This is a genomic window from Paenibacillus sp. FSL R7-0302 (assembly GCF_038006885.1).
GTDB lineage: Bacteria > Bacillota > Bacilli > Paenibacillales > Paenibacillaceae > Paenibacillus_AQ.
On record NZ_JBBOWB010000001.1, the window covers coordinates 1627060 to 1649924 of the forward strand.

A 22865-nucleotide genomic window follows, 5' to 3' on the forward strand; every position below is an offset into this window, starting at 1 on the left:
TAAGATTATTATGTATCCACGAGAGGATGATTCAGTGATGAGCAACAAATTATTCGATGCAAGCGTATGGGAGAAGGCCTGGAAGGAAGATCCCAAGGCAATGGCCAACAAGTTCAAGGCGATGGGCATGAACCCGCACACGAGCTTCGATCATAAGGCGCAGGTGTTCAATGAAGAGGTATTCAGCAGTGCCGGGCGGGACCGGAGTGAGCGGATTATCGGCTGGATGGAAGGCCAGGGCGTGGATTTTAACGGGTTGACTGTGCTCGATGTGGGGGCGGCTTCGGGCGGGTTCACGGTTCCTTTTATCGAGCGGGGGGCCAAGGTTACAGCAGTAGAACCTAATGTTCCCTTAGCGGAGCTGTTCCTGAAGAACACTGCCGGATTCGCTCCGGGACAGGTGGAGCTGGTGCATGAAGCGTTCGAGAATATCGACATTGCCGCACGCGGCTGGCTGAACGCCTTCGATCTGGTCTTCGTGTCCATGTGTCCGGCGGTCTTCGACTGGGAGAGCACGGAGAAGGTGATCAGCTGTGCCCGGCAATATTGCTATATCAGCACCTCGGCAGGTGTGCAGGAGCACAGCCTGATGAATGAAGTGCTGCCGCTGCTGACCGGCCGGGAAGTTCATGCAGAGTCCTCGGATATGGCTTATCTGACTCAATTATTATATTTGAAGGGCTATTCCTATGAGACCATCATTACCCGCGAAACGAAAAGCAAGGAGCTATCACTGGAAGCAGCAGCCGCAGAGGTGATGGAGATGCTGCCGCTGCATCATCTGGACGGGGGAGAGACTACCCGCAAGACAGTTACGGATTATCTGCACACGGCCTACCCGCAGCAGCAAGTCGTTGTCCGCCAAGGCGGACGGTTCGGCAAGGTGCTGATCAAGCTGCAGGACCTGAATATGTACAGCCGGTCCGCTGCCGAAGCATCCGGGAAATCTGCATATTCTGTGAAGCACTGAGCCGCTGTTGTCCATTCCCAGTACATGAGATTGTCTTTCCATAGAAAGATGCTATCATAGAGAATAGGTCCCTGCGCGGGATCTATTTTCTTATATGGGAGGACTGAGGGCTATGAGCAGGAACAAGCGTATTTTCGAGCATGACCTGATGAAGAAGGTAGGTGAAATCTACTATGAGCCATAGTCTCAAAACGGTTTCCTTCCGCGAGGAGCTGGTGCAGCAGCTGGTCTATCTCGATGAGCATAAATTCTCCATTCTGGACAGGGGAACGTGGGAGTCTCCGGCTGAGCGGGCAGAGGTTCAAGCGATGATCAAGCGTTATCAGGAGACGGTGGAGCAGATTCTGTCCGGTGACAGCGATGCGCTTCAGCGTTCTATGGTGCTGGTCGGGTCCCGGGTGTCGCTGCGGATCGGCCAGGAGACGCTTGATGAGCCGTACCGGATTGTCATCCCCGGTGAAGCGGAGCTGGATGAATTCTGCATCTCACTCTGGTCACCCATGGGCAGAGGGCTGATTCTGGCGTGCCCGGGAGAGACGGTAACGATTCAGACCCCGTTCGGCAGCGATGAAGTCTTGATTCTTGATAATAGGTACGAGTGAAGCAGATTGCTGAAAAAAAGAGGCGTCCCTGATCATCCTGTGATGATGGGGGACGCCTATTTGTCTTCGGCCATGTAGCAACGGCCAGGAGCTACAGTTCTTCGATTTCCTGCAGCCAGAGCGCGGCGGAAGCATCGCTTGGCATGCGCCAGTCGCCGCGCGGCGAGAGGCTGACCGTACCGACCTTCGGTCCGTCCGGCAGGCAGGAGCGCTTGAACTGCTGGGTGAAGAAGCGGGTGACGAACACCTTCAGCCAGGCGGTCAGCTGCTCCTTGGGATAAGCCCCGCTGAAAGCGTGCTGGGCGAGATAGAGCATTTTGCCGGGAGAAGCGCCTGTACGCAGCATGTAATACAGGAAGAAGTCATGCACAATGTAAGGGCCCAGAATATTCTCGGTCAGCTGGACAATCTCTCCGGTGGCCGAAGGCGGCAGCAGCTCCGGGCTGATTCCGGTCTCGATAATGCTGTAGAGATACTTACTCACCGTCTCGTGTGCTTCGTGGTCCGCATACCAGGCGACAACATACTGGATCAGCGTCTTCGGAATGCCTGAATTCACGCTGTACATCGACATATGGTCGCCGTTATAGGTACACCAGCCCAGCGCCAGCTCGGACAGGTCGCCCGTGCCGATGACAATTCCGCCGTTCTTGTTGGCGAGGTCCATCAGAATCTGGGTTCGCTCGCGGGCTTGTACGTTCTCGTAGGTCAGGTCATGCACCTCCGGGTCGTGGCCGATGTCCTGAAAGTGCTGGAGGCAGGCCGCCTTGATGTCAACGACCTTCATTGAGGCGCCGAGTGCCTTGATCAAGCCTACCGCGTTGTCGTAAGTGCGGCTGGTCGTGCCGAAGCCCGGCATCGTGACCGCCAGCACATCGCTGGCTGGACGCCCGAGCAGCTCCATAGCCCGCACGGCAACCAGCAGCGCAAGCGTAGAGTCGAGGCCGCCGGAGATGCCGATCACAGCCTGCTTGGTGCCGATGTGGCGGATACGCTTCATCAGACCGGAGGTCTGGATCGAGAGAATCTCCTGGCAGCGCTCGTCCCGCTGGAGCGGATTGCCCGGCACGAACGGGTTGACGCCTACAGAACGCTTCAGCTCCCGCTCATTGCCGCTGCTAAGCGGCGCGGCGTAGAGAATCTCGCGGTAATTGCGTCCGCCTTTGCCGGCCCGGAACGTTCCCATCACGGTGCGGGAATACTGCAGCCGGGGCAGGTCAATGTCGGCGGTAATCATCCGGCTCTCATGGGTGAAGCGTTCCGATTCGGCCAGCAGCTGGCCGTTCTCCGCGATCAGCGAATGTCCGCCGAAGACAACGTCTGTTGTCGATTCGCCCGTATTGCAGCTGGCATAGACATAACCGGCCACACAGGAGGCGGACTGGCCGCCGACCAGCTGGCGGCGGTAATCCGCCTTGCCAACCAGCTCGTTGCTGGCCGACGGGTTGAACAGCAGCGTCGCCCCAGCCTGGGCCAGCAGACTGCTTGGCGGCACCGGCACCCAGAGATCCTCGCAGATCTCCACACCGAACGACAGATTCCCGTCACTCTCGCAGGCAAAAATCAGATCATTGCCCACCGGCACCGCCGATCCGCCGATCCGCAGCTCGGACACCTCCAGCTCTTCGGCTCCTGCGAACCAGCGCGGCTCATAGAATTCGCTGTATCCGGGGATGCAGGTCTTGACCACCATCCCGAGAATCCGGCCCTGCTGGAGGACTGCGGCACAGTTAAACAGCCTGCTTTTGATGGAGACCGGCAGACCGGCAATGACAATCATCCGGTGCTCTGCCGTAGCTGCTGTAATCCGCAGCAGCGCCTGCATCGCGGATTCCAGCAGCCGGGGCTGGAGGAACAGGTCCGCACAGCTGTAGCCGGTGATGCACAGCTCCGGGAGTACCAGGTACTCCACCTCCTGGGTGCTGGCTGTATTGATGGCTTCAATTATCTGGTCTGCATTGAAGACGCAGTCGGCCACCCGGAGCTCCGGGGAAGCGGCGGCGACTCTTGCGAATCCGTAATTCTGCATTCATTTCACCTGTCCTTTACCTGTCCATTATAGAAGTAGACTATCTAATAATTGTACCCATGAAATGGCATTGGTAACAAGCAGGGATTATCACAAGCGCTTCCATTTGTCTTCTCGCGGGTATAAACTAAACAGGGATGTAACATACAGCTGTGAAGAATGAGAGATAGAAGAGGAAGGGAGCAACCCGCTATGCCATTAGCAGGACAAGAATTAATCGAAGAAATCCGCAGCACCGAGGTGCCTTACGGCTGCCTGGCGGTCTGGTTCCTCGGACAAGCCAGCGTTATTGTCAAGGGCGCAGATGTAACCGTATATATTGACCCGTATGTATCACCGAATCCGGACCGCAGCTTCCCGCCGCCGGTTGCACCGGCAGATATTAAGAATATGGAGGTCTGCCTGATTACCCACGACCACTCGGATCATCTGGATGAGGAGGCCCTGCCCGTGCTTGCCGGACTGAATCCGCAGGCGCAGTTCATGGCTCCGGCGGTCTGCCTGGAGCGTCTGCAGGAGCTGGGCATTGGCAAGGAGCGCCTCACCGCTGCCCTGCCTGCCAGTGAAGCAGAGCCCGCACAAGGCCTGAAGGTTTATCCGGTGGCAGCGGCGCATGAGCAACTGGACCGCGATGAACAGGGCAATCCCAAGTATATCGGCTACATTCTGGAGCTGAACGGGGTAAAGCTCTATCATGCCGGGGATACCGTGCTGTTCCCTGAGCTGATTGAGGAGGTAGGCAGCCGCAAGATCGATCTGGCGCTGCTGCCGATTAACGGCCGTGACTATTACCGGGGAAGCCGCAATATTGTCGGCAATATGAATTACCGGGAAGCGGCGGAGTTTGCGGCAACCTCAGGCTTTGAGACCGTGGTTCCGCTGCATTATGACCTGTTCGCCGGCAACGCCGAGAATCCGGGCTATTTCGTGGATTACCTGTACCGCCACTTCCCGGAGCAGAAGTTCCATATGATGGCCAGAGCGGAACGGTTCGTGTACGTGTCTGCGCAGGCTTTTAAGCGTGAACGTTAAGACTTATTGTGAATCCGCAGGGTAGAGCAGGGAGACCTGATACTTGGCAAGGAACTCGATCCATTCCTCAGACGGCCGCTGATCGGTGACGATATAATCGACCTTGTCGAAGCTGAACAGCCGGATGAAGGCGATCCGGTCGAACTTGGAATGGTCAGCCAGAAGGACCACCTTGCTCGCCTGCTGCTGCATCAGCACCTTAAGCTCGGTCTCCGCTTCGTTGGAATCACAGAGTCCGCCGTTCATGGAGAGTGCCTTGCAGCTGAAAATAGCCACATCCACATTATATTTCAGGATGGTCTGCGAGGCCGTAGGCCCTACGAAAGAGCTGGTCTCCGGCCCGAGCAGGCCCCCCGTGGAGATGAGCTTTTGCCCGGAATGCTGGAATTCTGACAATACCGCCAGGGAATTGGTGATGATGGTCAGATTTTTTTTGTCCTCGACGATTCTCCGCAAGCCTTCAAAAGCCGTTGTGCTGGTGTCCGTCATCACACTGTCCCCGTCATTAATCAGCTCCAGCAGCCTTGCCGCAATCATCCGCTTCGCTTCAATGTTGACCTGATGCCTGTGCGAGTAGGAAGGGTCCTCGTTGGTGTGGACGTTCAGAATCGCCCCGCCGTAATTCTTCTTGGCAATGCCCTCCTTGTCCAGCCGGTCGAGATCGCGCCGGATCGTCTCCTCCGATACACCGAATTTCTGCGCCAGATCCGCAACGTGAACCTTCTTATGCCTGTAGAGCTCATTAATGACCAGATCCCGCCGTTCAAAAGCCTTCATATCATGCCCACCCTTACGTTATGTAGTTGTATACAGTTTACTATAATCTGCTGCCTGACATAAATCCCACAATCACAAACAATTCCACAGTTCATCGAAATTATATCACATAAAACCACACAAAAACCAAATTTAAAGTGTGGAATAGTGTTGACTTTGCAGGTGAGTGATTCTATGATGTAGAGGAAATGGAAAGCCTGCGGCGAAAGACAAAAGGGTGCAGACCGCAGAGGCTGTATTTGGTAGCGCTTACTAATCGGAGCTATAGCTCCAGTGTAATGTTCTCATACTATCAACTAACGATTTGGGGGAGGAACAGCAGTGACAGCAAATTATCCGAAGATTGGAATCCGGCCGACAATTGACGGCAGAAGACGCGGGGTGCGCGAATCGCTGGAGGCGCAGACGATGGGCATGGCGCAGCGCGTGGCGGCATTTTTGCAGGAGAATGTAAGGTATCCTGATGGCTCTCAGGTGGAATGTATCATTGCCGATTCTACGATTGGCGGTGTGAAGGAGGCTGCGGCGGCGGCGCAGAAGTTCGCGGGTGCAGGTGTAGGCGTATCCATTACAGTCACCCCGTGCTGGTGCTACGGATCGGAAACGATGGATATGGATGCGACAATCCCGCATGCGGTATGGGGTTTCAACGGAACGGAGCGCCCCGGGGCGGTATATCTGGCGGCAGTTCTGTCTGCTTATGCGCAAAAAGGCATTCCGGCCTTCGGCATCTACGGAGAGGATGTCCAGGAATCCAGCAGCGAGGAGATCCCGGCGGATGTTCAGGTGAAGCTGCTGCAGTTTGCGAAGTCCGCACTGGCGGCTGCTCTGATGAAGGGGAAGTCCTATCTGTCGATGGGCTCCGTGTCGATGGGAATCGCCGGTTCTATTGTAAACGAGCAGTTCTTCCAGGAATATCTCGGCATGCGCAATGAATATATCGATATGTCCGAATTTGTACGCAGATTTGAGGAAGGGATCTATGATCCCGAGGAGTTCACGCGGGCGCTGGCCTGGGTGAAGGACAACTGCCGTGTGGGGGCGGATAATAACCCGCAGCATCTGCAGCTCACTGAAGAGGTTAAGGAAGAGCAGTGGGAGACGGTTGTCAAAATGACGCTGATTGCCCGTGATCTCATGACCGGCAATCCGCAGCTTGCGAAGCTTGGCTTCGAAGAAGAAGCGAGTGGTCACAATGCCCTGCTGGGCGGCTTCCAGGGCCAGCGGCAATGGACCGATCACTTCCCTAACGGCGATTTCATGGAGACGATTCTGAACTCCTCGTTCGACTGGAACGGCAGACGGGCGCCTTATATCGTCGCCACCGAGAATGACAGCCTGAACGGGGTGACGATGCTGTTCAATTACCTGCTGACGAATACGGCGCAGATCTTTGCTGATGTGCGCACCTTCTGGAGTCCGGCTGCTGTGAAGCGCGTGACCGGGTATGAGCTGGAGGGAGCAGCGGCAGGCGGCCTGCTGCATCTGATTAATTCCGGCTCGGCAGCGCTGGACGGCACCGGCGAGCAGAGTATTGACGGCAAGCCGGCGATCAAGCCGTTCTGGGACATCACGGATGAAGAGGCGGCGGCCTGTATCGCGCAGACCCAGTTCCGTCCGGCTTCCCAGGAATATTTCCGGGGAGGCGGCTTCTCGACGGATTACCTGACCCGTGGCGGTATGCCGGTCACCATGGCCCGGCTCAATCTGGTGAAGGGTCTGGGACCTGTACTGCAGCTGGTGGAAGGCTACACGGTGGAGCTGCCGGGAGAAGTGCATGACACGCTCGACCAGCGGACGGACCCTACTTGGCCGACAACCTGGTTCGCCCCGAAGCTGACCGGCCAGGGCTCCTTCCAGTCTGTCTACGATGTGATGAACAATTGGGGTGCCAATCACGGGGCGATCAGCTACGGGCATATCGGTGCGGATCTCATTACGCTGGCCTCGATCCTGCGGATTCCGGTCAGCATGCATAACGTGGAAGAATCACGGATTTTCCGCCCGCGCGTCTGGTCGCTGTTCGGCACAGAGAATCTGGAGAGTGCCGATTACAGAGCCTGCCGCAACTTTGGCCCGCTCTACTAATCCTCCACGTGAAGAGGTGGGAAGATGACAGAGGCGAAGACGCAAGTGATGGAGGTAACCGGTAACCAAGGAATCCGGCTGCTGGCCATCGACCTGGGAGCCAGCTCCGGCAGAGTGATGCTGGGAAGCTACAGGGACGGGAAGGTGACGGTGGAGGAGATTCACCGCTTCCCTAACGGACCGGTAGAGGTTAACGGACATTTGCACTGGGATGTGCAGCGGCTGCTTGAGGAGATCAAGCAAGGGATTGCAGCGGCTGCGGCAAAGTATGGCCCGCTGCGCTCTCTGAGCGTTGATACCTGGGGAGTCGACTACGGCCTGCTGGATGAACAGGGCGGGCTGCTGGACGCTCCGCATCATTACAGGGATCAGCGGACGGCGGACATCGCTTCAGTGCTGGAGGCTGCGCTGCCTCCGGCAGAGCAATTCAAGCTGACGGGCAACCAGTCCAGCCCGATTAATACGGTGTATCAATTGTTTGCCGATCTTATGGCGAAGCCGGAGCTGCGGACAACTGCCAGACAGCTCCTGATGATGCCGGATCTGTTCCATTATATGCTCAGCGGCGTGGCCGTAGCCGAGCAGACCATCTGGAGCACCAGCGGCCTGCTGAATCCGCAGTCCACAGCGCCTGCAGCCGAAGTGCTGCGCAGGCTGGAGCTGCCGGTTACGCTTGTGCCCCGGCTGGTTCCGGCAGGCACGGTGCTGGGGGAGCTCCGGCCCGCGCTCCAGGAAGAGCTGGGCAGCGGTCCGCTTAAGATCATCGCCGGAGCCTCGCATGATACGGCTTCGGCCTTGGCGTCCATTCCTTACGGCGGCTTCGGCTCTAGCTACGTCGGCCCTGGCAGCGCTGATCCTAGCAACGCCGATCTTAGCTCCCCAGATCCAAGTTCCGCCGGACCTTACCGGCCCGCCGGACTCAGCCCCACGCTGCCATCCGCTGCATTCATCAGCTGCGGAACCTGGTCGCTGGTGGGCCTGGAGACGGCGGAGCCTGTATTAAGCGATGCCGCCCGGGCCAGCGGCTTCACCAACGAGAGCTGCTTCGGCGGCACGAACCGGCTGCTGAAGAATATCACCGGCCTCTGGCTGCTCCAGGAGACCCAGCGGAGCTGGGCTGAAGCGGGGGAACCGCTGAGCCATCAGGAAGCCGCCGAGCTGGCCGGGCAGCTGGACCGGCCGGGTGCGTGCATCGCCATGCTGGACCCGAACGATCCGCTCTTCAGCACGCCGGGCGATATGCCGCTGCGGATTGAATCCTACTGCATCCGCACCGGACAGCCGGTGCCGCAGACCCGGGCGGAGATCATCCGCTCGATTCTGGAGAGTCTGGCCCGGTCTTACGCGGATACGATCCGCGAGCTGGAGGCACTCACCGGCCGTCCGGTGCGCTGCATTCACATGGTCGGCGGCGGCATTCAGAACAAGCTGCTGTGCCAGCTGACGGCGGATGCCACCGGCAAAGAGGTTTTTGCCGGACCGGTAGAAGCGAGCGCGATCGGCAACCTTTTGGTGCAATTGACGGCGCTCGGTGCTGTCGATCCCGCAGAGGTCCGAAGGGTGGCCGCCCGGTCCTGCTCAACGCTCCGGTACCAGCCGTCTTTAACACATCAGAACTGATAAGCTTCATACAGCAATCAACTAGCAATCAAGTAGCAATCAAGGGGGCAATTATGAATAATCACGAAGAAGAACTACGGCGCCTAATCTGCGATATCGGCCGGAATCTGTTCAACAAGGATTTCATCGCGGCCAATGACGGCAATATCTCCGCCCGCCTGTCGGCCACCGAGGTCATTACTTCGCCCACCGGAGTCAGCAAAGGCTATCTGCAGCCGCATATGCTGGTCAAAGTCAATCTGCAGGGAGAAATCCTGGATGCAGCGGAGGGCTACCGGCCCTCCACGGAAGTGAAGATGCACCTGAAGATCTACAACGAGCTGCCGGAGATGGGCGGGGTGGTGCATGCGCATCCGCCGTATGCTACCGCTTTTGCCATCAAGGGTGAAGCGCTGGACAAAATGATGATGCCGGAATCCGTCATTGCCATGGGGGACATTCCACTGGCGGTATACGGGACGCCTTCGACCGATGAGATCCCGGATTCGCTGACTCCCTTCCTGGGCAAGAAGACCGCTGTGCTGCTGGAGAGCCACGGGGCCCTGACCTGGGGCAAGGATGTAATGGCTGCTTATATGAACATGGAGCGGCTTGAGTATACGGCGAAGCTGACCTTCCTGACCCGCATGATCGGGGGAGAGCGCGAGCTGCCGCCGCACCGGATTGAGGAGCTGGTGGCGCTGAGATCATTCTACGGGATGTAAGGAAGCCGGGAGGAGATAGGATAATGCTCAAAAAAATACCCAAACTGCTCTCCCCCGAGCTCGTCCGCACCCTGATGGAGATGGGCCACGGGGATGAGCTGGTGCTGGCGGATGCCAATTATCCGGGACATGCGCTGCATTCCCGGGTGCTGCGGGCTGACGGGATCGGTATCCCCTTGCTGCTTGACGCCATCCTGGAGCTGCTACCGCTGGATCATTATGCTCCGGCTCAGGCGGCCTTCATGGCTGTAGTGGAGGGAGACCCCACAGTCCCTGTGATATGGGACACGTACAAGGAGATTCTTACCCGGCATGATCCTGCGGTGCAGGTGGAGTATGAAGAGCGTTTTGACTTCTATGACCGCTCCAAGCACAGCTACGCCATTCTGATTACAGGGGAAGAGGCGCTCTACGGGAATATTATTCTCAAAAAAGGTGTGATTTCCCCCGAGGCCGGGGAATAGCAGCCTCAAGCAATAGACCGCCTGGTTAACTATGGGCGGTCTTATTGCTATACCTAGAGCGCGCTGCTTAGTGAACCGCTCGTTTAGAGCAAACACCCTTAAATAACTCAAATGTTGCAAGTTATGCAACTTGGCTACCCTGAAACCGGGGCTTGCCAGAGGATTGTTGCAGGAAATGCAGGAATGTGCAGGCCAGGATGCTTAGTTGGAGGAGGATTCCTGCCTTTTGTGCAACAATTCCAGCTATGAGTGTATAAGTTGGGGGAAATGCTGCAATTTGTGCAAGATTACTCTCATCCAGCACTCAACATCCATCCACAGAGCACTTTTGTTAAACCTCGTTATACATTTTCCGCAGGAATTGCGCGCTGGGCTGGAGATATTCCTCAGGAGTGCTCTCCAGCAGGCCTTGGATATGCGGGCGCTTATATTTCATGTAGCGGAGCAGCGGGGCGAAGTTCAGCATGCCTTGTCCGGCAGGCACGATGTCGATGGCGCCGTTCTTAACGGTGAAATCCTTCAGATGCAGAACCGCGATCCGGTCTCCGAGGAGCTCCAGCGCTTGTGCCACAATCTGCTCCTGCTGAAGGTAATTCTCCGGGGTCATCAGATTCGCGGCATCCAGTATAATTTGCAGGTTATTGGACGCCACGGTATCCAGCAGACGCCGGGCTAACGGGGCCGTGTAGAGCGGGTGGTTGACGCCTGCCTCGATGCCTACAGTTACTCCGAACCGTTCGGCCTCAGCAACCATGGCGCTAACCGAGGCAACGACCTCCAGAAAAGCCTCCTCCGTGAAATTATCCGGTGTATACCCCTGACCCATACTGCCGGTCTCTGTCCCTACCAGACTTGCGCCGAAGTCACGGGCCAGCCGCAGATGAGTGTTGAAGTCGCTCAGCGCCTGCGCGCGCTTGGCAGGGTCAGCATCAATAATGTTCACATAACAGCCGAGGACTGCAATCTTGATACCGGCTTGTCTGAAGGTATCGCCATAGTACGCAGCAGCGCCCGGACTTAGTGCGCCAAGCTCGGCCACACTCTCCGGAAAAGACTTGTGCAACGCCAACTGAACTGCCGGGAAGCCATACTCCTTCAGCTTATCTATTAATTGCGGCAGCGGACACCGCTTGAAGTCATGGGCACGGACGCCCAGGTGAAACGGAACGGTCATAGGGTTAGACTCCTTTGTATTCAGATATAAGAGTTCGCATGGAGCACCGAAGGGCCGGGTTCCCACGAAGAAGGCCGCCTGTGTCCGAAAGTGGTCACAGGCGGCCTGATCATGCTGACTGAGGAGTGAGCAACATGTAAGAATGGCGAATAATGTGCGCTGCGTTTGCAATGCTCCACAGGCCGATGAATAACCTAATCCGCGCGACACACTCCCCTGCATCCCCCAGTTACACCCGCAGATACGGGTGCAGCAGCCTCAGCTCCTCACACTGTGCGAGCGCTTCGGCTACCAGCGCTGCGATCTGCTGCGCTCCGGATTGGGAGAAGTGCGTGTCATCGGTAATGCCGTCCGGGTAGTTGGGGCGGGCACCCGGCGGCAGGTGCATGAACAGCCCGGCTGATGCTTCGGTCCCCAGTCTGCGGTAGAGCTGCTGGGAGGCGGCAAAAATATCAAGCAGAGGTGTTCCGGTCTCCTCTGCAACCTCCTGCATAACCTGCGGATAGAGTCCCACAGCCTGCGGGTCCGGTTCACTGTCCGCAGTGAAGCGGCGGCGGCTCACGGAGGTCAGCAGCACAGGGAAGCTGCCCCGGCTGCGGGCAGAATCGATGAATACCTTGAGATTCTCGCGGTAATCGGTATGCGGCTCCGTGTAACGGAGAGGGTCCTCCAGCTTCTGGTCATTATGGCCGAACTGGATCATCAGGAAATCTCCGGGGAGGAAGTCCCGCTCCAGGTCTGTCAGCCTTCCCTCAGCCAGGAAGGAGCGTGTACTCCGTCCGTTGATGGCCCGGTTCTCAATCCGCACCTTCCGGCTGACGTATTGCCGCAGGTACTCGCCCCATCCGGCCATCGGCCATTCCCCGCCGCCCTTCTGGGCGGCGGTAGAGTCTCCGGCGATATAGATAGTCGGCATCTTCAGCATGCCTCCATCTAGACAGTGACTCCGGCTTCACTGCCGGCAGTCTGGAAGCCGAAATACCCGGCTGCGTTATTGTAGGAGATATCCCGGACCATAGCCCCGAGGACTTCGAGGTCATCCGGCGCTTCCCCGCGTTCGGCGAGTTCACCAAGCAGTCCGCACAGGACCCGGCGGAAATATTCATGCCGGGTATACGACAGGAAGCTGCGCGAATCGGTCAGCATGCCGACGAAGTTGCCGAGCAGGCTGCCCTCAGCCAGCAGAGTCAGCTGCTGGCGCATGCCGCTGCGCGTATCGTTGTACCACCAGCCGGAGCCAAGCTGGAGCTTGCCGGGGGTATCCTTCTGGTAACAGCCCAGCAGAGCGAGCAGGGCAGGGTAGTCGCCGGGATTCAGCGAGTATAGGATCGTCTTCGGCAAACCACTGCCGCTCTCGGCCCGGTCCAGCAGCTGCGACAGTGCTGTGGTCAGCGGCAGATCGTTGATGCCGTCATAGCCGGTATCCGGTCCAAGCCGCTGGAACATCGGCGTATTATTATTGCGGTAGGCATGCAGGTGAAGCTGCATAGTCCAGTCTTTGTCATGATAGAAGCCGATCAGCGCGGTCAGCAGCTCTGTGCGGTAGCGGGTGATTTCCTCCGGTAACAGCGCAGCTCCCTGCATTCTTTTGGCAAAAATAGCTTCCACCACCTCAGGCGCAGCCGCTTCGTAACGCAGGACATCCAGCGCATGGTCCGACAGGCGGCAGCCTTGCTCGTGGAAGAAGGCAACCCGGTTACGCAGGGCATCCAGCAGTCCGGCATAGCTCTTGACCGGCAGGCCGGAGGCCGACTCCAGCTTCCCGATCCAGGCGGCGAAGCCTTCGGCATCGATGTTCAGCGCCTTGTCAGGACGGAAGGTCGGGAACACCTGGAAGGCGGTCTCACTCCCCTGCAGCAGCTTGTGATACTCCAGGGAATCTGCCGGATCATCGGTGGTGCAGATCACCTTGACACCGCTGCTGCGGATCAGGCCGCGCCGGGTGAAGCCCGGTTCAGCCAGCTTACGGTTGACCTTCTCCCAGATGGCCGGCGCCGTGGCTTCACACAGCAGCTCCTCTACACCGAAGAAACGGCGGAGCTCCAGATGCGTCCAGCTGTACAGCGGGTTGCCTACTGCCTTAGGCAGTGTACGGGCCCAGGCCAGAAATTTATCATAATCAGAGGCGTCGCCGGTAATATGCGATTCAGGCACGCCGTTTGCGCGCATCAGCCGCCATTTGTAATGATCCCCGTACAGCCAGGCTGCGGTCAGATTCTCAAAGGGCTGGTCCTCATAGATTTCGCGCGGGTCCAGATGGCAATGGTAATCGATAATGGGCATGGTTTTGGCGTGATTATGAAAGAGTAGCCGTGCTGTTTCGCCGGACAACATGAAGTCCTCGTTTAGGAACATGAGTAGGATCTCCCTTTGAATGGATTGGAATAAGTTCTACAAGGTAACGCCTGTTTTGAAAATAGCCAGCTCACGCACTTCATTCTGCTCGTTCCGTGTTTTTTGGCCGCTGGCGACATCAATGATATACGTGATGAATTCCTCCAGCACATCGGCCATCGGCGTTTCCAGCAGGGGACCTGCGTTGAAGTCCATCCAGTGGCCTTTTTTGGCAAAAAGGTCGTTGTTGGTCGCCACCTTGACTGTAGGCACAAAGCTGCCGAATGGCGTGCCGCGGCCAGTTGTGAACAGCACGAGCTGGCAATCGGAAGCGGCAAGCGCAGACGCAGCAACCAGATCGTTGCCGGGAGCCTGTAAGAGGCTCAGCCCTTTTTTGCGCAGCTTCACGCCATACTGCAATACATCCACCACCGGCGACGATCCGGCCTTCTGGGTGCAGCCGAGTGATTTGTCCTCCAGCGTGCTGATGCCGCCAGCCTTGTTGCCCGGAGACGGATTCTCATAGACAGGCTCGCCGTAGGAGAGGAAATACTGCTTGAAGTTATTGATCAGCGAGACGATATCATCATAGACCTCCTTGCTCTCTGCGCGGGCCATCAGCACCTTCTCCGCACCGAACATTTCCGGCACCTCCGTCAGCACCGACGTTCCGCCCTGGGAGATAATGAAGTCGGAGAATGCGCCCAGCAGCGGGTTGGCCGTAATGCCGGAGAACCCGTCAGAGCCGCCGCATTTCAGCCCGATGTTCAGCTCACTGAGCGGAACCGGCTCACGAACGTCGTTCGCAGCGGCTTCATACAGCTCCTCCAGCAGCACAAGACCAGCTTCCAGCTCATTGCCTACCTCCTGGGCCACCAGGAATTTAACCCGGGATTCGTCATAATTGCCCAGCATGCTGCGGAACTCGGAGACGATATTGTTCTCGCAGCCAAGGCCGAAGACGAGTACACCGCCTGCATTGGGATGATTGACGGCATCGAGCAGAATGCTGCGGGTCATGCGGTGATCATCGCCCAGCTGGGAGCAGCCGTAAGGATGCTTCAGCACGGTCAGGTTGTCGAATCCGCCAAGATCGGGATGCTCGGCCTTGAACTCCTGCAGCATCTGCTCGGCAACGCCGTTCACACAGCCCACGGTCGGAATAATGAACAGATCATTACGGATGCCCACCTTGCCGTTACTCCGACGGTATCCCTGGAAGGTCAGATCACGGCGCGGATAGATCACCGGATGGACATCAGGCACATACTCGTATTCTTCCTCGCCGGACAGATTGGTTTTGATGTTATGCGTATGAATCCAGTCGCCTGCGGCAATCGGAGCCGTGGCATGGCCGATCGGGGAACCGTATTTGGTAATGATGTCTCCGCTGCTGAAACCGGTCAGGGCAATCTTGTGACCCTGCGGAATCTCCTGGGCGGCCTGAAGCGTCAGTCCGTCTATCGTCAGTTCTTCTCCGGCAGCAATCGGCCGTAAGGCTACAGCTACCGTATCTCTCGGGTTCATTTTCATTAAGTTCTTCATGTTGGCCCTCCTAAAAGTTAGTGATTCTGCGCTTTCCTGAGCTCCTTCGTACAAACACGCCGGTTCAGCCGACGAGTTCCTGTAATGCTGCGCGGGAATCTTCAAGCTCCAGCTGCTGCAAATGGGCGGCTATCGCATCAGCCAGTCCCGGCAGCCGGGTCAGATCCTGTCCCCACAGGCTGGTGTCGGCAAGAATTGTGTTCACGAAGCTGGCCGGCTGGCTCCAGGCCTGATCGAACACCGCCAGTACCTCTGCGCCGTCCTGACGGGGAATACGGTCGCCCCGGTAGCTGAGCAGCAGGGCGGCGAAGGCGAGGGTCATCCGCTCCGGAAGCTTGCCGCGTTCCTGCTGGTAGCGAAGCAAGACCGGGAGCAGGCGGGCCTTGAATTTGGAAATGCTGTTGAGCGAGATTGAGGTCAGCTCATGGCGGATGAACGGATTGCGGAACCGCTCCTGCACAGCGCCGGCATAGGACAGTAGCTCATCGGCAGGGAGATCCAGCATAGGGATCAGCTCCTCTTCGATCAATTGCTTCACGAAGCGGGAGAAGGTACTGTCATTCATGACGTCCTCAACCGTCTCAAGACCGGCAAGCAGGCCCAGAGGGACCATAGCGGTATGCGGTCCGTTCAGCAGATGAACCTTGCGTTCACGGTAAGGCGTCATATCCGGTGTCACCACGACATTCAGTCCGGCCTTAGCCAGCGGCAGGCGCTCTGCCAGAGACTCCGGTCCTTCAATGACCCAGAAGAGGAACGGCTCTGCGGTCACCATTACGTTATCGAGATAGCCGAGCTCAGCTTCGAGAGCAGCAGCCTGGTCACGCGGATAACCAGGAACAATCCGGTCCACCAGACTGCAGCAGAAGGTATTCTCGGACTTCAGCCATTGCAGGAATTCTGCGCCAAGATTCCAGTCAGCCGCATAACGTTCTACGATCTCCTGCAATTTCTCGCCGTTGCGGTCAATCAGCTCGCAAGGAATAATAACGAAGCCTTTCTTGCCAAGCTCGAAGCGGCGGTGGAGCAGGGCGGTCAGCTTGCCCGGGAAGCTTTTAGGGGGAGCATCGTCTGCGCGGTCGCCTGGAAGATAGGCAATGCCGGCTTCGGTAGTATTGGAGGTGATGAACTCCAGATCATCATTCTCGGCGAGCGCGAGATAAGCTTCATAATCCATGTATGGGTTAATCACCCGGCTGACCGAGCTAATAATTTCGCGGGAATTGACGGTCTCGTTGTCCATGATGCCATTAAGCAGCACAGTGTAGAGGTTGTCTTGAGCGGCCATCAGATCAGCTACTCCTCCGGGTCCCTGAGCAATGGGCTGAATGAGGACAGCGCTTCCGTTGAACAGACCCTGATTGTTCATTTGCTGCAGCTGCCAGTCTACGAACGCACGCATGAAGTTGCCTTCGCCGAACTGAATCATCCGTTCCGGATGGAGGGTTAGCCCCGGGTGAGTGCTTCTGGATAAACGGTTTGTCATAATGGTCATGATCTCCTTTAGAATACAGTGATTAATTGCACACGTTAACATTTTATTTTAAGCAAGATCCGGAATTCCTTCTCTTGTCCAGGAAGGCTCCGTATCTGCAGAAAATAGCGGGTGGGGTACTGATAGAGTTATACTCCGGCAACCGTATCCCGTACCACCAGCGAAGTCTTAACGAACAGCTGCTGCGGCGGGGTCTCCGGCTGCTGAAGCAGCTGGATCAGCATGGTAATGCCGAGCTCACTGATCTCGGCAATCGGCTTGCGGACCGTGGTCAGGGCAGGATTCGTATAGCGGGCGAACATCATATCATCGAAGCCGATCAGTGAGATCTGCTCCGGCACCTGCACCTTGTGGGCATAGCAGGCATTCATGGCGCCAATCGCCATATCATCATTGGAGCAGAACACCGCCGTAGGCCGGTCCTCCAGGCTAAGCAGCTTGCTCATCGCCGCATATCCGCTCTCAATGCTGTAATCTCCGGGGGCAAAATAATCAGGATTCAGCGCAAGCCGGCCTGCAATCAGACTGTCCAGGAAGCCCTGCTTACGTTCGCTTGAGGACTTGAAGCCGGGCTTGCCTTCAATAATAGCCAGCTTGCGGTGACCCTGCTGCACAGCATAATCAATCGCTTCCTTGACGCCTTCGCGGTCATTGGCGACCACGTTCATGATGCCGGGGTCCTCCAGCTGGCGGTTCAGCACCACTAGCGGAATGCCCGTCTTCTTCACATGATAGATGAAGGCATTGTCTTCATCGCTCTGGCTCATGACCAGAATGCCGTCGAAGCGCTGCGGTTGAATATTGCTGAAATGCTGCACACCGTCGATCCCGTTTACCGTCAGATTATAGTTCTCATCCAGACTGTGCGTAATGCCTTTGATGGCATCCACCAGGAAGCTTGCGGAAGTCCCCTGCTCAATACTGGAGAAGAACAGGCCGATGATGAACGATCTCTTGGTGACCAGGCTCTTGGCACTGTAATTCGGCACATAATTCATTTCGGCGGCGATCCGTTCAATCTTATCCCGGGTGGCCTTCTTGATCAGCGGGTTGCCGTTCAGCGCCCTCGATACGGTAGTATGGGACACACCGGCAACACGGGCAATATCTTTGATGGTAATCATAGGTTCTCCCCGGGTACATGGAATTGTTAACGATTTCAGTTTAGTTCTCCAGCAGCGTCAAGTCAATAGTTTATTGGAATGCACACGTTAATATTTTGTGAAAAGTCAACGCAAAAACAGACCCGGATCAGGGTCCAGGGTCTGCGTTTGAAGAGGGGAGGAAGGATCACAGGCGAGCGCTGCTTCTCCTCTGATGAAGAGACCCCGAAGCCTTCTCAGGCATGGTTGTGCTGGAATTTCGTAATATCGCGGGCGTAATGCGAGGTGGTGCCGTCGAATCTTTTCAGCCGGACATACTCATCAGAGAATTTCTCAACGACTCCGCTGCCTACCTGGGAGTACATTCCGTCAGGGTCAAGCTGGAGGGCGGATACGAAGGTCTGTGACAGTGCGGCTACGAAAAAATCAATGTTTTTAACAAGTGTCTGTGGCAAAAGTCCCAGTCCTTTCATGAGGTAGTACATCGTCAGCGGGCAAAAAAACTTAAACCTTATTGTACGACAGGCTGCCGGATTTGAACATAGGCTATAGTTGGTGTATATATATCCAGCTGAAAGTTGACACAGGGATGTCCGGTTCGTATGGTATGCTCTCATTATTAAGAGAATCTAATTACAACAGCAGGAGGAACTCAAGAATGGCCGAACCCTTGAAAGCAATGTACAACCAAGAATTCCTGCATAGCCTGGGAATGAAAATTAAAGCCGTCTACGGTTCGTTCGAGCCAGACCGCTTCATGGCTGAGGCGATGAAGGAGCCATGGGAGGAGTTGGAGCTGAAGGCGCGGATGCGGAGGATTACAGAGACACTGGGCAGCTGCCTGCCCCCGGCCTATGAGGAAGCGCTGAAGATATTGTATGCGATAGATAAGGACTGTGTCGGCTTCCCGTATCTGATCTTCCCGGATTTCGTGGAGGTGTATGGCGGAAGCGGGGAGCACTGGGAGCTGTCGATGGAGGCGCTGGAGCGGTTCACCCAGAGGTCCTCGGCGGAATTTGCCGTCAGGCCGTTCCTGCTGCGTGATCCGCAAGCGATGATAGACCAGATGCTGGTCTGGGCGGAGCATCCGGGGGAGCATGTGCGGCGGCTCGCCAGTGAGGGATGCCGTCCCCGCCTGCCCTGGGGCCAGGCACTGCCGGTGTTCAAGCGCGATCCGTCTCCGCTATTGCCGCTGCTGGAGAAGCTGAAGGCTGACCCGTCACTCTATGTGCGCAAAAGTGTAGCCAACAACCTGAACGATATCGCGAAGGATCACCCCGATATCGTGATAGCTACCGCCCGCCGCTGGCTGGGCAGTAACGCGAACACGAACTGGATTGTGCGGCATGGCTGCCGCTCACTGATCCGCAAGGCAGATCCTGAGATCATGGAGCTGTTCGGATATGCTCCGGAGGAGAGCGGCACCCCGCTGGTCAGCTCGGCTGTCCTCACGGCAGACCCGGCTGTACTGCGGATCGGAGAGCACTGTGAGCTGCAATACGCTCTGACCATCCGGGAGGGCGGACCGGTACGCATCCGCATTGAATACGGGATCAACTTCGTCAAGGCCGGCGGCAAGACCTCGCGCAAGCTGTTTCTGTTATCCGACAAAACCGTGCCCGGCGGCACCAGACTCTCCGGTACACGGACCCACCGCTGGGCCAACCTGACTACACGGAAGCACTATCCCGGAGAGCATACCATAGTGCTGCTTGTGAATGGGCGGGCTGTTGCCGATACCCTACTACTGCTTGAGCCGGAGTTACCGGAGTTATAAGGCAGAGATCTTAGAAGAATCCATTCCCAAATAAAGCGGATGTTCCGGCAGCCAGTTCATGGCTTCCGGGACATCCGCTTCTCTATGGGTGATATTATTCGCTATGCTTGGCTCCGGCTGCTAGTCATGAATATTCCCGGCCATTTTAAGCCGTTTGGCAATCTCCTTGAATTCCTCGGCAGAGATGCCCGGTGCGAATTCTTCCTTCAATTCCGGGGCCTCGGGGATAGGGAAGCCTTCCGGTACGCCCTGAATGACCTCAAGCGGAAGCCCGTCCTCGGGGTGAGTACCCTTCCAGATCTGGTCAATGGAGCTGAAATCCTTATCGCTCCAGGTATACAGCTTCGTATGAACGCCTTTTTCCTCGTACTTTCTGGCTTCATTGAATGCTTTGTTGTCCAAGGAAGGAATAGGCACCAGCTTGGTAACATTGACGCCTGTGGCAATCTCCAGCGCCTTGGCGTAAGCGACCACGTGAACACCTCCACGGACAAGCAGGAAGCCGACTACCGCCCGGGCTGCAGGGTGGTCGGTCATTTCGTAGACCTTCATTTTATGGGTTCTGGCCCCGCACTCCAGGAAGAAGTTATGCAGGAGATCTTCCACGAGGTTGCCGCTGTTGAACACATTGGCTCCGGTCCATGGATTGCCCATCGAATCGAACGGCATGGCCCCCTGCGCGCCTGCCAGGAAATGATAAGACAGCCGTGCGTCTTTGACATCCGCAAGCGGCGTGGAATCCGGTTTCTTATAAGCCGTGGAACCTCTTAGACATTTGTTCACGGCGTGGGAGACCAGCTCAACGTGGCCCAGCTCCTCGGCGGTAATGCTCATTACCAGGTCGTAGAAGGGCTTCAGCTTGTCCTTGGAGCGGAAGTTGAAGGACTGGTACAAGTAGTTATTGAGTGTTGACATTTCACCGAATTTGCCTCCGAGCAGCTCTTGAACGGCTGCTGCAGCATTAGGATCTGGTTTCTCGACGTCCGGGATTTCAATCATTATCTCATCCATACGTGTGAACATGGTGATCATCATCTCCTCAGCAGTAGGTGTAAGCATACTTGTCTATTTTACACCTGTTTCCAGTTTTTCAAACATCACCGCTGAGGAAGCTGGACATGCAGTTCATGATTGTTCTTCGGCTGCTGCGAGGCCATCTCCAGAACATAGCTTCTCGTTCCGCTTGCCGGGGCGTCCTGCCAAAGCCGGTAGCCTGCTGTGGCGGTCACGGCGGCATTGCCTGTACTGGCAGAGCCTGCGAAGTAATTCTCGTTCAGCCTTCCGACAACGTCAGCCATTTGCTTCAGCTCAGCCTCCGTATAGCTGGCATAAGCGGGGTCTTCAGCCAGACGGGAATAGCTCCGGGTGGCAGACCGCTTGCGGAAGCTGGCTTCACTGTAGGCCCTGAAGCCCAGCAGATTCGGATCGGTATTGCCGGTGGCTGCTGCCCATTGCTCCATCCCTAATCTTGCCGTGCTGTAATCCAGAGTCTGACGGGCGGAGGAATAGGTTAAGAGTCCATATTGATGGGGAAAAACAGATAAAGCGCTGCTGGCGATGTCATAGATATGTTCCCCGTCATGACTATATTCACTGATGTCCTGAATGTGTATATGCCCGCTGAGAACCGTCCGCACACCGCTCTGCATCAAGGCATCTGTAACCTTGGCATGATCCTCTACAGTGAAGCCCTCCTGAATGAATTCACTGTGATTCAGCAGGCTGTGATGCATGACCGTCACGAGCTGCGCGCCTGCGGCCGCGGCCTTCGCGCCGCAGGCGGCGATCCATTCCAGGGTCCGGCCGCTGACCCGTCCCTCCAGCTGGGGATGTCCCAGTGCTTTATTGTCCTTATACTGTGCAGTATCAAGCATGAGCAGCCACAGATCCTCCGACGGGGCGGCCAGGTAACTGAGCGAATCCTCGTCTCTCAGCAGGGCCTCATCATAACCGAAGCTGCCGTAGATTTGGCGGAATGCCTTGACGCTCACGGAATCTGCGGCATATTGGCGCTTATCGCGGAAGCTCCGGGCCCAGGGATTCCGGATATCATGATTGCCCGGGATCACATAGATCCGGGTTCCGGTATCTTGCTCAATGCGCTTCAGATGTCCGGCCAGCTCCTTATGGCTGGCTTCTTCCCCGTTGTTGCTGAGATCCCCGCTGATAATCATTACATCCGGCTTGCGGATTCCGATATCATAGCCCAGCGCCTCCATCATCTCCTTGCTGTAGCCGAGCTGCTTTCCGTCTCCGGCAGCCAGAAACTGCTGGAAGGCAGGTCCGAGATCTCTTAGCTCCTGCGCTAAATAATGGGTGTCGCTCGTTGTCAGAATACTCAGATCATGGCCGGACTGAATCCGGTATTGCGGCTCCGGCTCCGCTACATCCTGTCCGCCGCAGGAGGAGAGCATCAGGAGCAGAAGAGGAAGAATAGCATATTTACGGATGAACTTCATTAGGCCAGCACCCCTTTTCGCGGGCAGGAACAAGAAAAAGGGGTATCCTCCCCGGCCGCTTGCCCGAAGAGGAACACCCCGCACCCAGCCGCATTATTTTTTCACTTCGGTGACGCCGGTTACCTTACCCTGATCAGCTGCTGTATAGGTAGCCTGGTACTTGGCATCGGAGAAATAGACATTGCCTTCAATGGTGGCATTCACGACGGCGAAGCCGTCAGCCTCCACATAGACATCACCCACAAAGGTCCCTCCCTGAATCCGGGCATTCTCGCTGCGGATCGTCAATTTGGGGGCGGTGAGCTTGAAGGAGTTCGTGATGTTGTGATCGGCATCCTGGGTATAGAGCGCGATTTTGCGGGCAGGTTCTTCCTTGTTAATGAATTGTCCGTCCACCACAAGCTCCTCGGAGAAGCTCAGGTCTTTCAGGGTGGCTGCAATCCAGGTGCCGTCCTTGCTGATCGCCTTCTTGAAGGCTTCGCCGTTGTCGACCACTGAAGCTGAAGTGACCGCATCCGGGGCAGCGGTAGCCGTATTGCCCGTGTTCGCTGAGGTGTTAGTGTTCTCTGTACTTTTGTTATTGTTGCCGCATCCGATCAGCAGGGTCAGGGTGAATGCCGCAAGTATTACTGCGAGTTTTCTCATGTGATAACCTCCTTGGGGTGTGTAATGCTGATGGTATTTTCCTTAAA

20 protein-coding genes are annotated in these 22865 nt (G+C 56.6%); 8 read left to right on the plus strand and 12 right to left on the minus strand.

The window, feature by feature from the left end; genetic code table 11:
- Positions 1-37: 37 nt before the first annotated feature.
- A complete protein-coding gene (locus tag MKY96_RS06755; protein ID WP_340939377.1) occupies positions 38-970 on the plus strand; it encodes a class I SAM-dependent methyltransferase in 933 nt (310 codons plus the stop codon).
- 173 nt (positions 971-1143) lie between these two features.
- The gene (locus MKY96_RS06760; protein ID WP_340939378.1) at positions 1144-1572 is read left to right on the plus strand and encodes a GreA/GreB family elongation factor; all 429 of its coding nucleotides are present in this window, start codon (positions 1144-1146) and stop codon (positions 1570-1572) included.
- Positions 1573-1663: 91 nt separating this feature from the next.
- Here the strand turns inward: MKY96_RS06760 and MKY96_RS06765 are convergent, their stop codons facing one another.
- A complete protein-coding gene (locus tag MKY96_RS06765) occupies positions 1664-3601 on the minus strand; it encodes an NAD(+) synthase (protein ID WP_340939379.1) in 1938 nt (645 codons plus the stop codon).
- A gap of 192 nt (positions 3602-3793) precedes the next feature.
- On the opposite strand from MKY96_RS06765, the gene MKY96_RS06770 reads away from it, so the two are divergent.
- Positions 3794-4633, plus strand: a complete 840-nt coding sequence (locus tag MKY96_RS06770; RefSeq protein WP_340939380.1) for an MBL fold metallo-hydrolase — start codon at positions 3794-3796, stop codon at positions 4631-4633.
- Between the two features lie 3 nt (positions 4634-4636).
- Here the strand turns inward: MKY96_RS06770 and MKY96_RS06775 are convergent, their stop codons facing one another.
- Positions 4637-5410, minus strand: a complete 774-nt coding sequence (locus tag MKY96_RS06775) for a DeoR/GlpR family DNA-binding transcription regulator (protein WP_340939381.1) — start codon at positions 5408-5410, stop codon at positions 4637-4639.
- A 321-nt stretch (positions 5411-5731) separates the two neighbouring features.
- On the opposite strand from MKY96_RS06775, the gene MKY96_RS06780 reads away from it, so the two are divergent.
- The 4 genes from MKY96_RS06780 to fucU are packed head-to-tail and all read left to right on the plus strand — an operon-like array spanning position 5732 to position 10286.
- Positions 5732-7498 carry an L-fucose isomerase gene (locus MKY96_RS06780; RefSeq protein ID WP_340939382.1) on the plus strand — a complete coding sequence of 589 codons (1767 nt, stop codon included), beginning with the start codon at positions 5732-5734 and terminating at the stop codon, positions 7496-7498.
- 24 nt (positions 7499-7522) lie between these two features.
- Positions 7523-9118 (plus strand): rhamnulokinase, encoded by a 1596-nt coding sequence (locus tag MKY96_RS06785; protein ID WP_340939383.1) that lies wholly within the window; start codon positions 7523-7525, stop codon positions 9116-9118.
- Between the two features lie 53 nt (positions 9119-9171).
- Positions 9172-9822: a class II aldolase/adducin family protein gene (locus MKY96_RS06790; RefSeq protein ID WP_340752660.1), complete on the plus strand. Its 651-nt coding sequence runs from the start codon at positions 9172-9174 to the stop codon at positions 9820-9822.
- Positions 9823-9845: 23 nt separating this feature from the next.
- Complete coding sequence (gene fucU, locus MKY96_RS06795; protein ID WP_340939384.1) at positions 9846-10286, plus strand: L-fucose mutarotase; 441 nt, start codon at positions 9846-9848, stop codon at positions 10284-10286.
- 331 nt (positions 10287-10617) lie between these two features.
- Here the strand turns inward: fucU and MKY96_RS06800 are convergent, their stop codons facing one another.
- From MKY96_RS06800 to MKY96_RS06830, 7 genes are all read right to left on the minus strand, one after another.
- The gene (locus MKY96_RS06800; protein WP_340939385.1) at positions 10618-11460 is read right to left on the minus strand and encodes a sugar phosphate isomerase/epimerase family protein; all 843 of its coding nucleotides are present in this window, start codon (positions 11458-11460) and stop codon (positions 10618-10620) included.
- A gap of 229 nt (positions 11461-11689) precedes the next feature.
- The gene (locus MKY96_RS06805; RefSeq protein ID WP_340939387.1) at positions 11690-12376 is read right to left on the minus strand and encodes a rhamnogalacturonan acetylesterase; all 687 of its coding nucleotides are present in this window, start codon (positions 12374-12376) and stop codon (positions 11690-11692) included.
- Between the two features lie 17 nt (positions 12377-12393).
- Entirely contained in the window at positions 12394-13815 is a 1422-nt protein-coding gene (uxaC, locus tag MKY96_RS06810) for a glucuronate isomerase (RefSeq protein ID WP_340939388.1), read from the minus strand.
- 36 nt (positions 13816-13851) lie between these two features.
- Positions 13852-15339, minus strand: a complete 1488-nt coding sequence (locus MKY96_RS06815; RefSeq protein ID WP_340939389.1) for a UxaA family hydrolase — start codon at positions 15337-15339, stop codon at positions 13852-13854.
- Positions 15340-15403: 64 nt separating this feature from the next.
- Positions 15404-16825 (minus strand): tagaturonate reductase, encoded by a 1422-nt coding sequence (locus tag MKY96_RS06820; RefSeq protein ID WP_340939392.1) that lies wholly within the window; start codon positions 16823-16825, stop codon positions 15404-15406.
- 137 nt (positions 16826-16962) lie between these two features.
- Positions 16963-17958, minus strand: a complete 996-nt coding sequence (locus tag MKY96_RS06825; protein WP_340939394.1) for a LacI family DNA-binding transcriptional regulator — start codon at positions 17956-17958, stop codon at positions 16963-16965.
- Between the two features lie 215 nt (positions 17959-18173).
- Positions 18174-18422: a hypothetical protein gene (locus MKY96_RS06830; RefSeq protein WP_340939395.1), complete on the minus strand. Its 249-nt coding sequence runs from the start codon at positions 18420-18422 to the stop codon at positions 18174-18176.
- Positions 18423-18595: 173 nt separating this feature from the next.
- Between MKY96_RS06830 and MKY96_RS06835 the strand changes: the two genes are divergently transcribed.
- Positions 18596-19714 carry a DNA alkylation repair protein gene (locus MKY96_RS06835; RefSeq protein ID WP_340939396.1) on the plus strand — a complete coding sequence of 373 codons (1119 nt, stop codon included), beginning with the start codon at positions 18596-18598 and terminating at the stop codon, positions 19712-19714.
- Between the two features lie 120 nt (positions 19715-19834).
- On the opposite strand, the gene MKY96_RS06840 is transcribed toward MKY96_RS06835, so the two are convergent.
- The 3 genes from MKY96_RS06840 to MKY96_RS06850 form a co-directional block, all read right to left on the minus strand.
- Positions 19835-20737 carry a manganese catalase family protein gene (locus MKY96_RS06840; protein ID WP_340944480.1) on the minus strand — a complete coding sequence of 301 codons (903 nt, stop codon included), beginning with the start codon at positions 20735-20737 and terminating at the stop codon, positions 19835-19837.
- A 74-nt stretch (positions 20738-20811) separates the two neighbouring features.
- The gene (locus MKY96_RS06845) at positions 20812-22173 is read right to left on the minus strand and encodes a metallophosphoesterase (RefSeq protein ID WP_340939397.1); all 1362 of its coding nucleotides are present in this window, start codon (positions 22171-22173) and stop codon (positions 20812-20814) included.
- Positions 22174-22266: 93 nt separating this feature from the next.
- Positions 22267-22818: a hypothetical protein gene (locus tag MKY96_RS06850; RefSeq protein ID WP_076079959.1), complete on the minus strand. Its 552-nt coding sequence runs from the start codon at positions 22816-22818 to the stop codon at positions 22267-22269.
- Positions 22819-22865 lie beyond the last annotated feature (47 nt).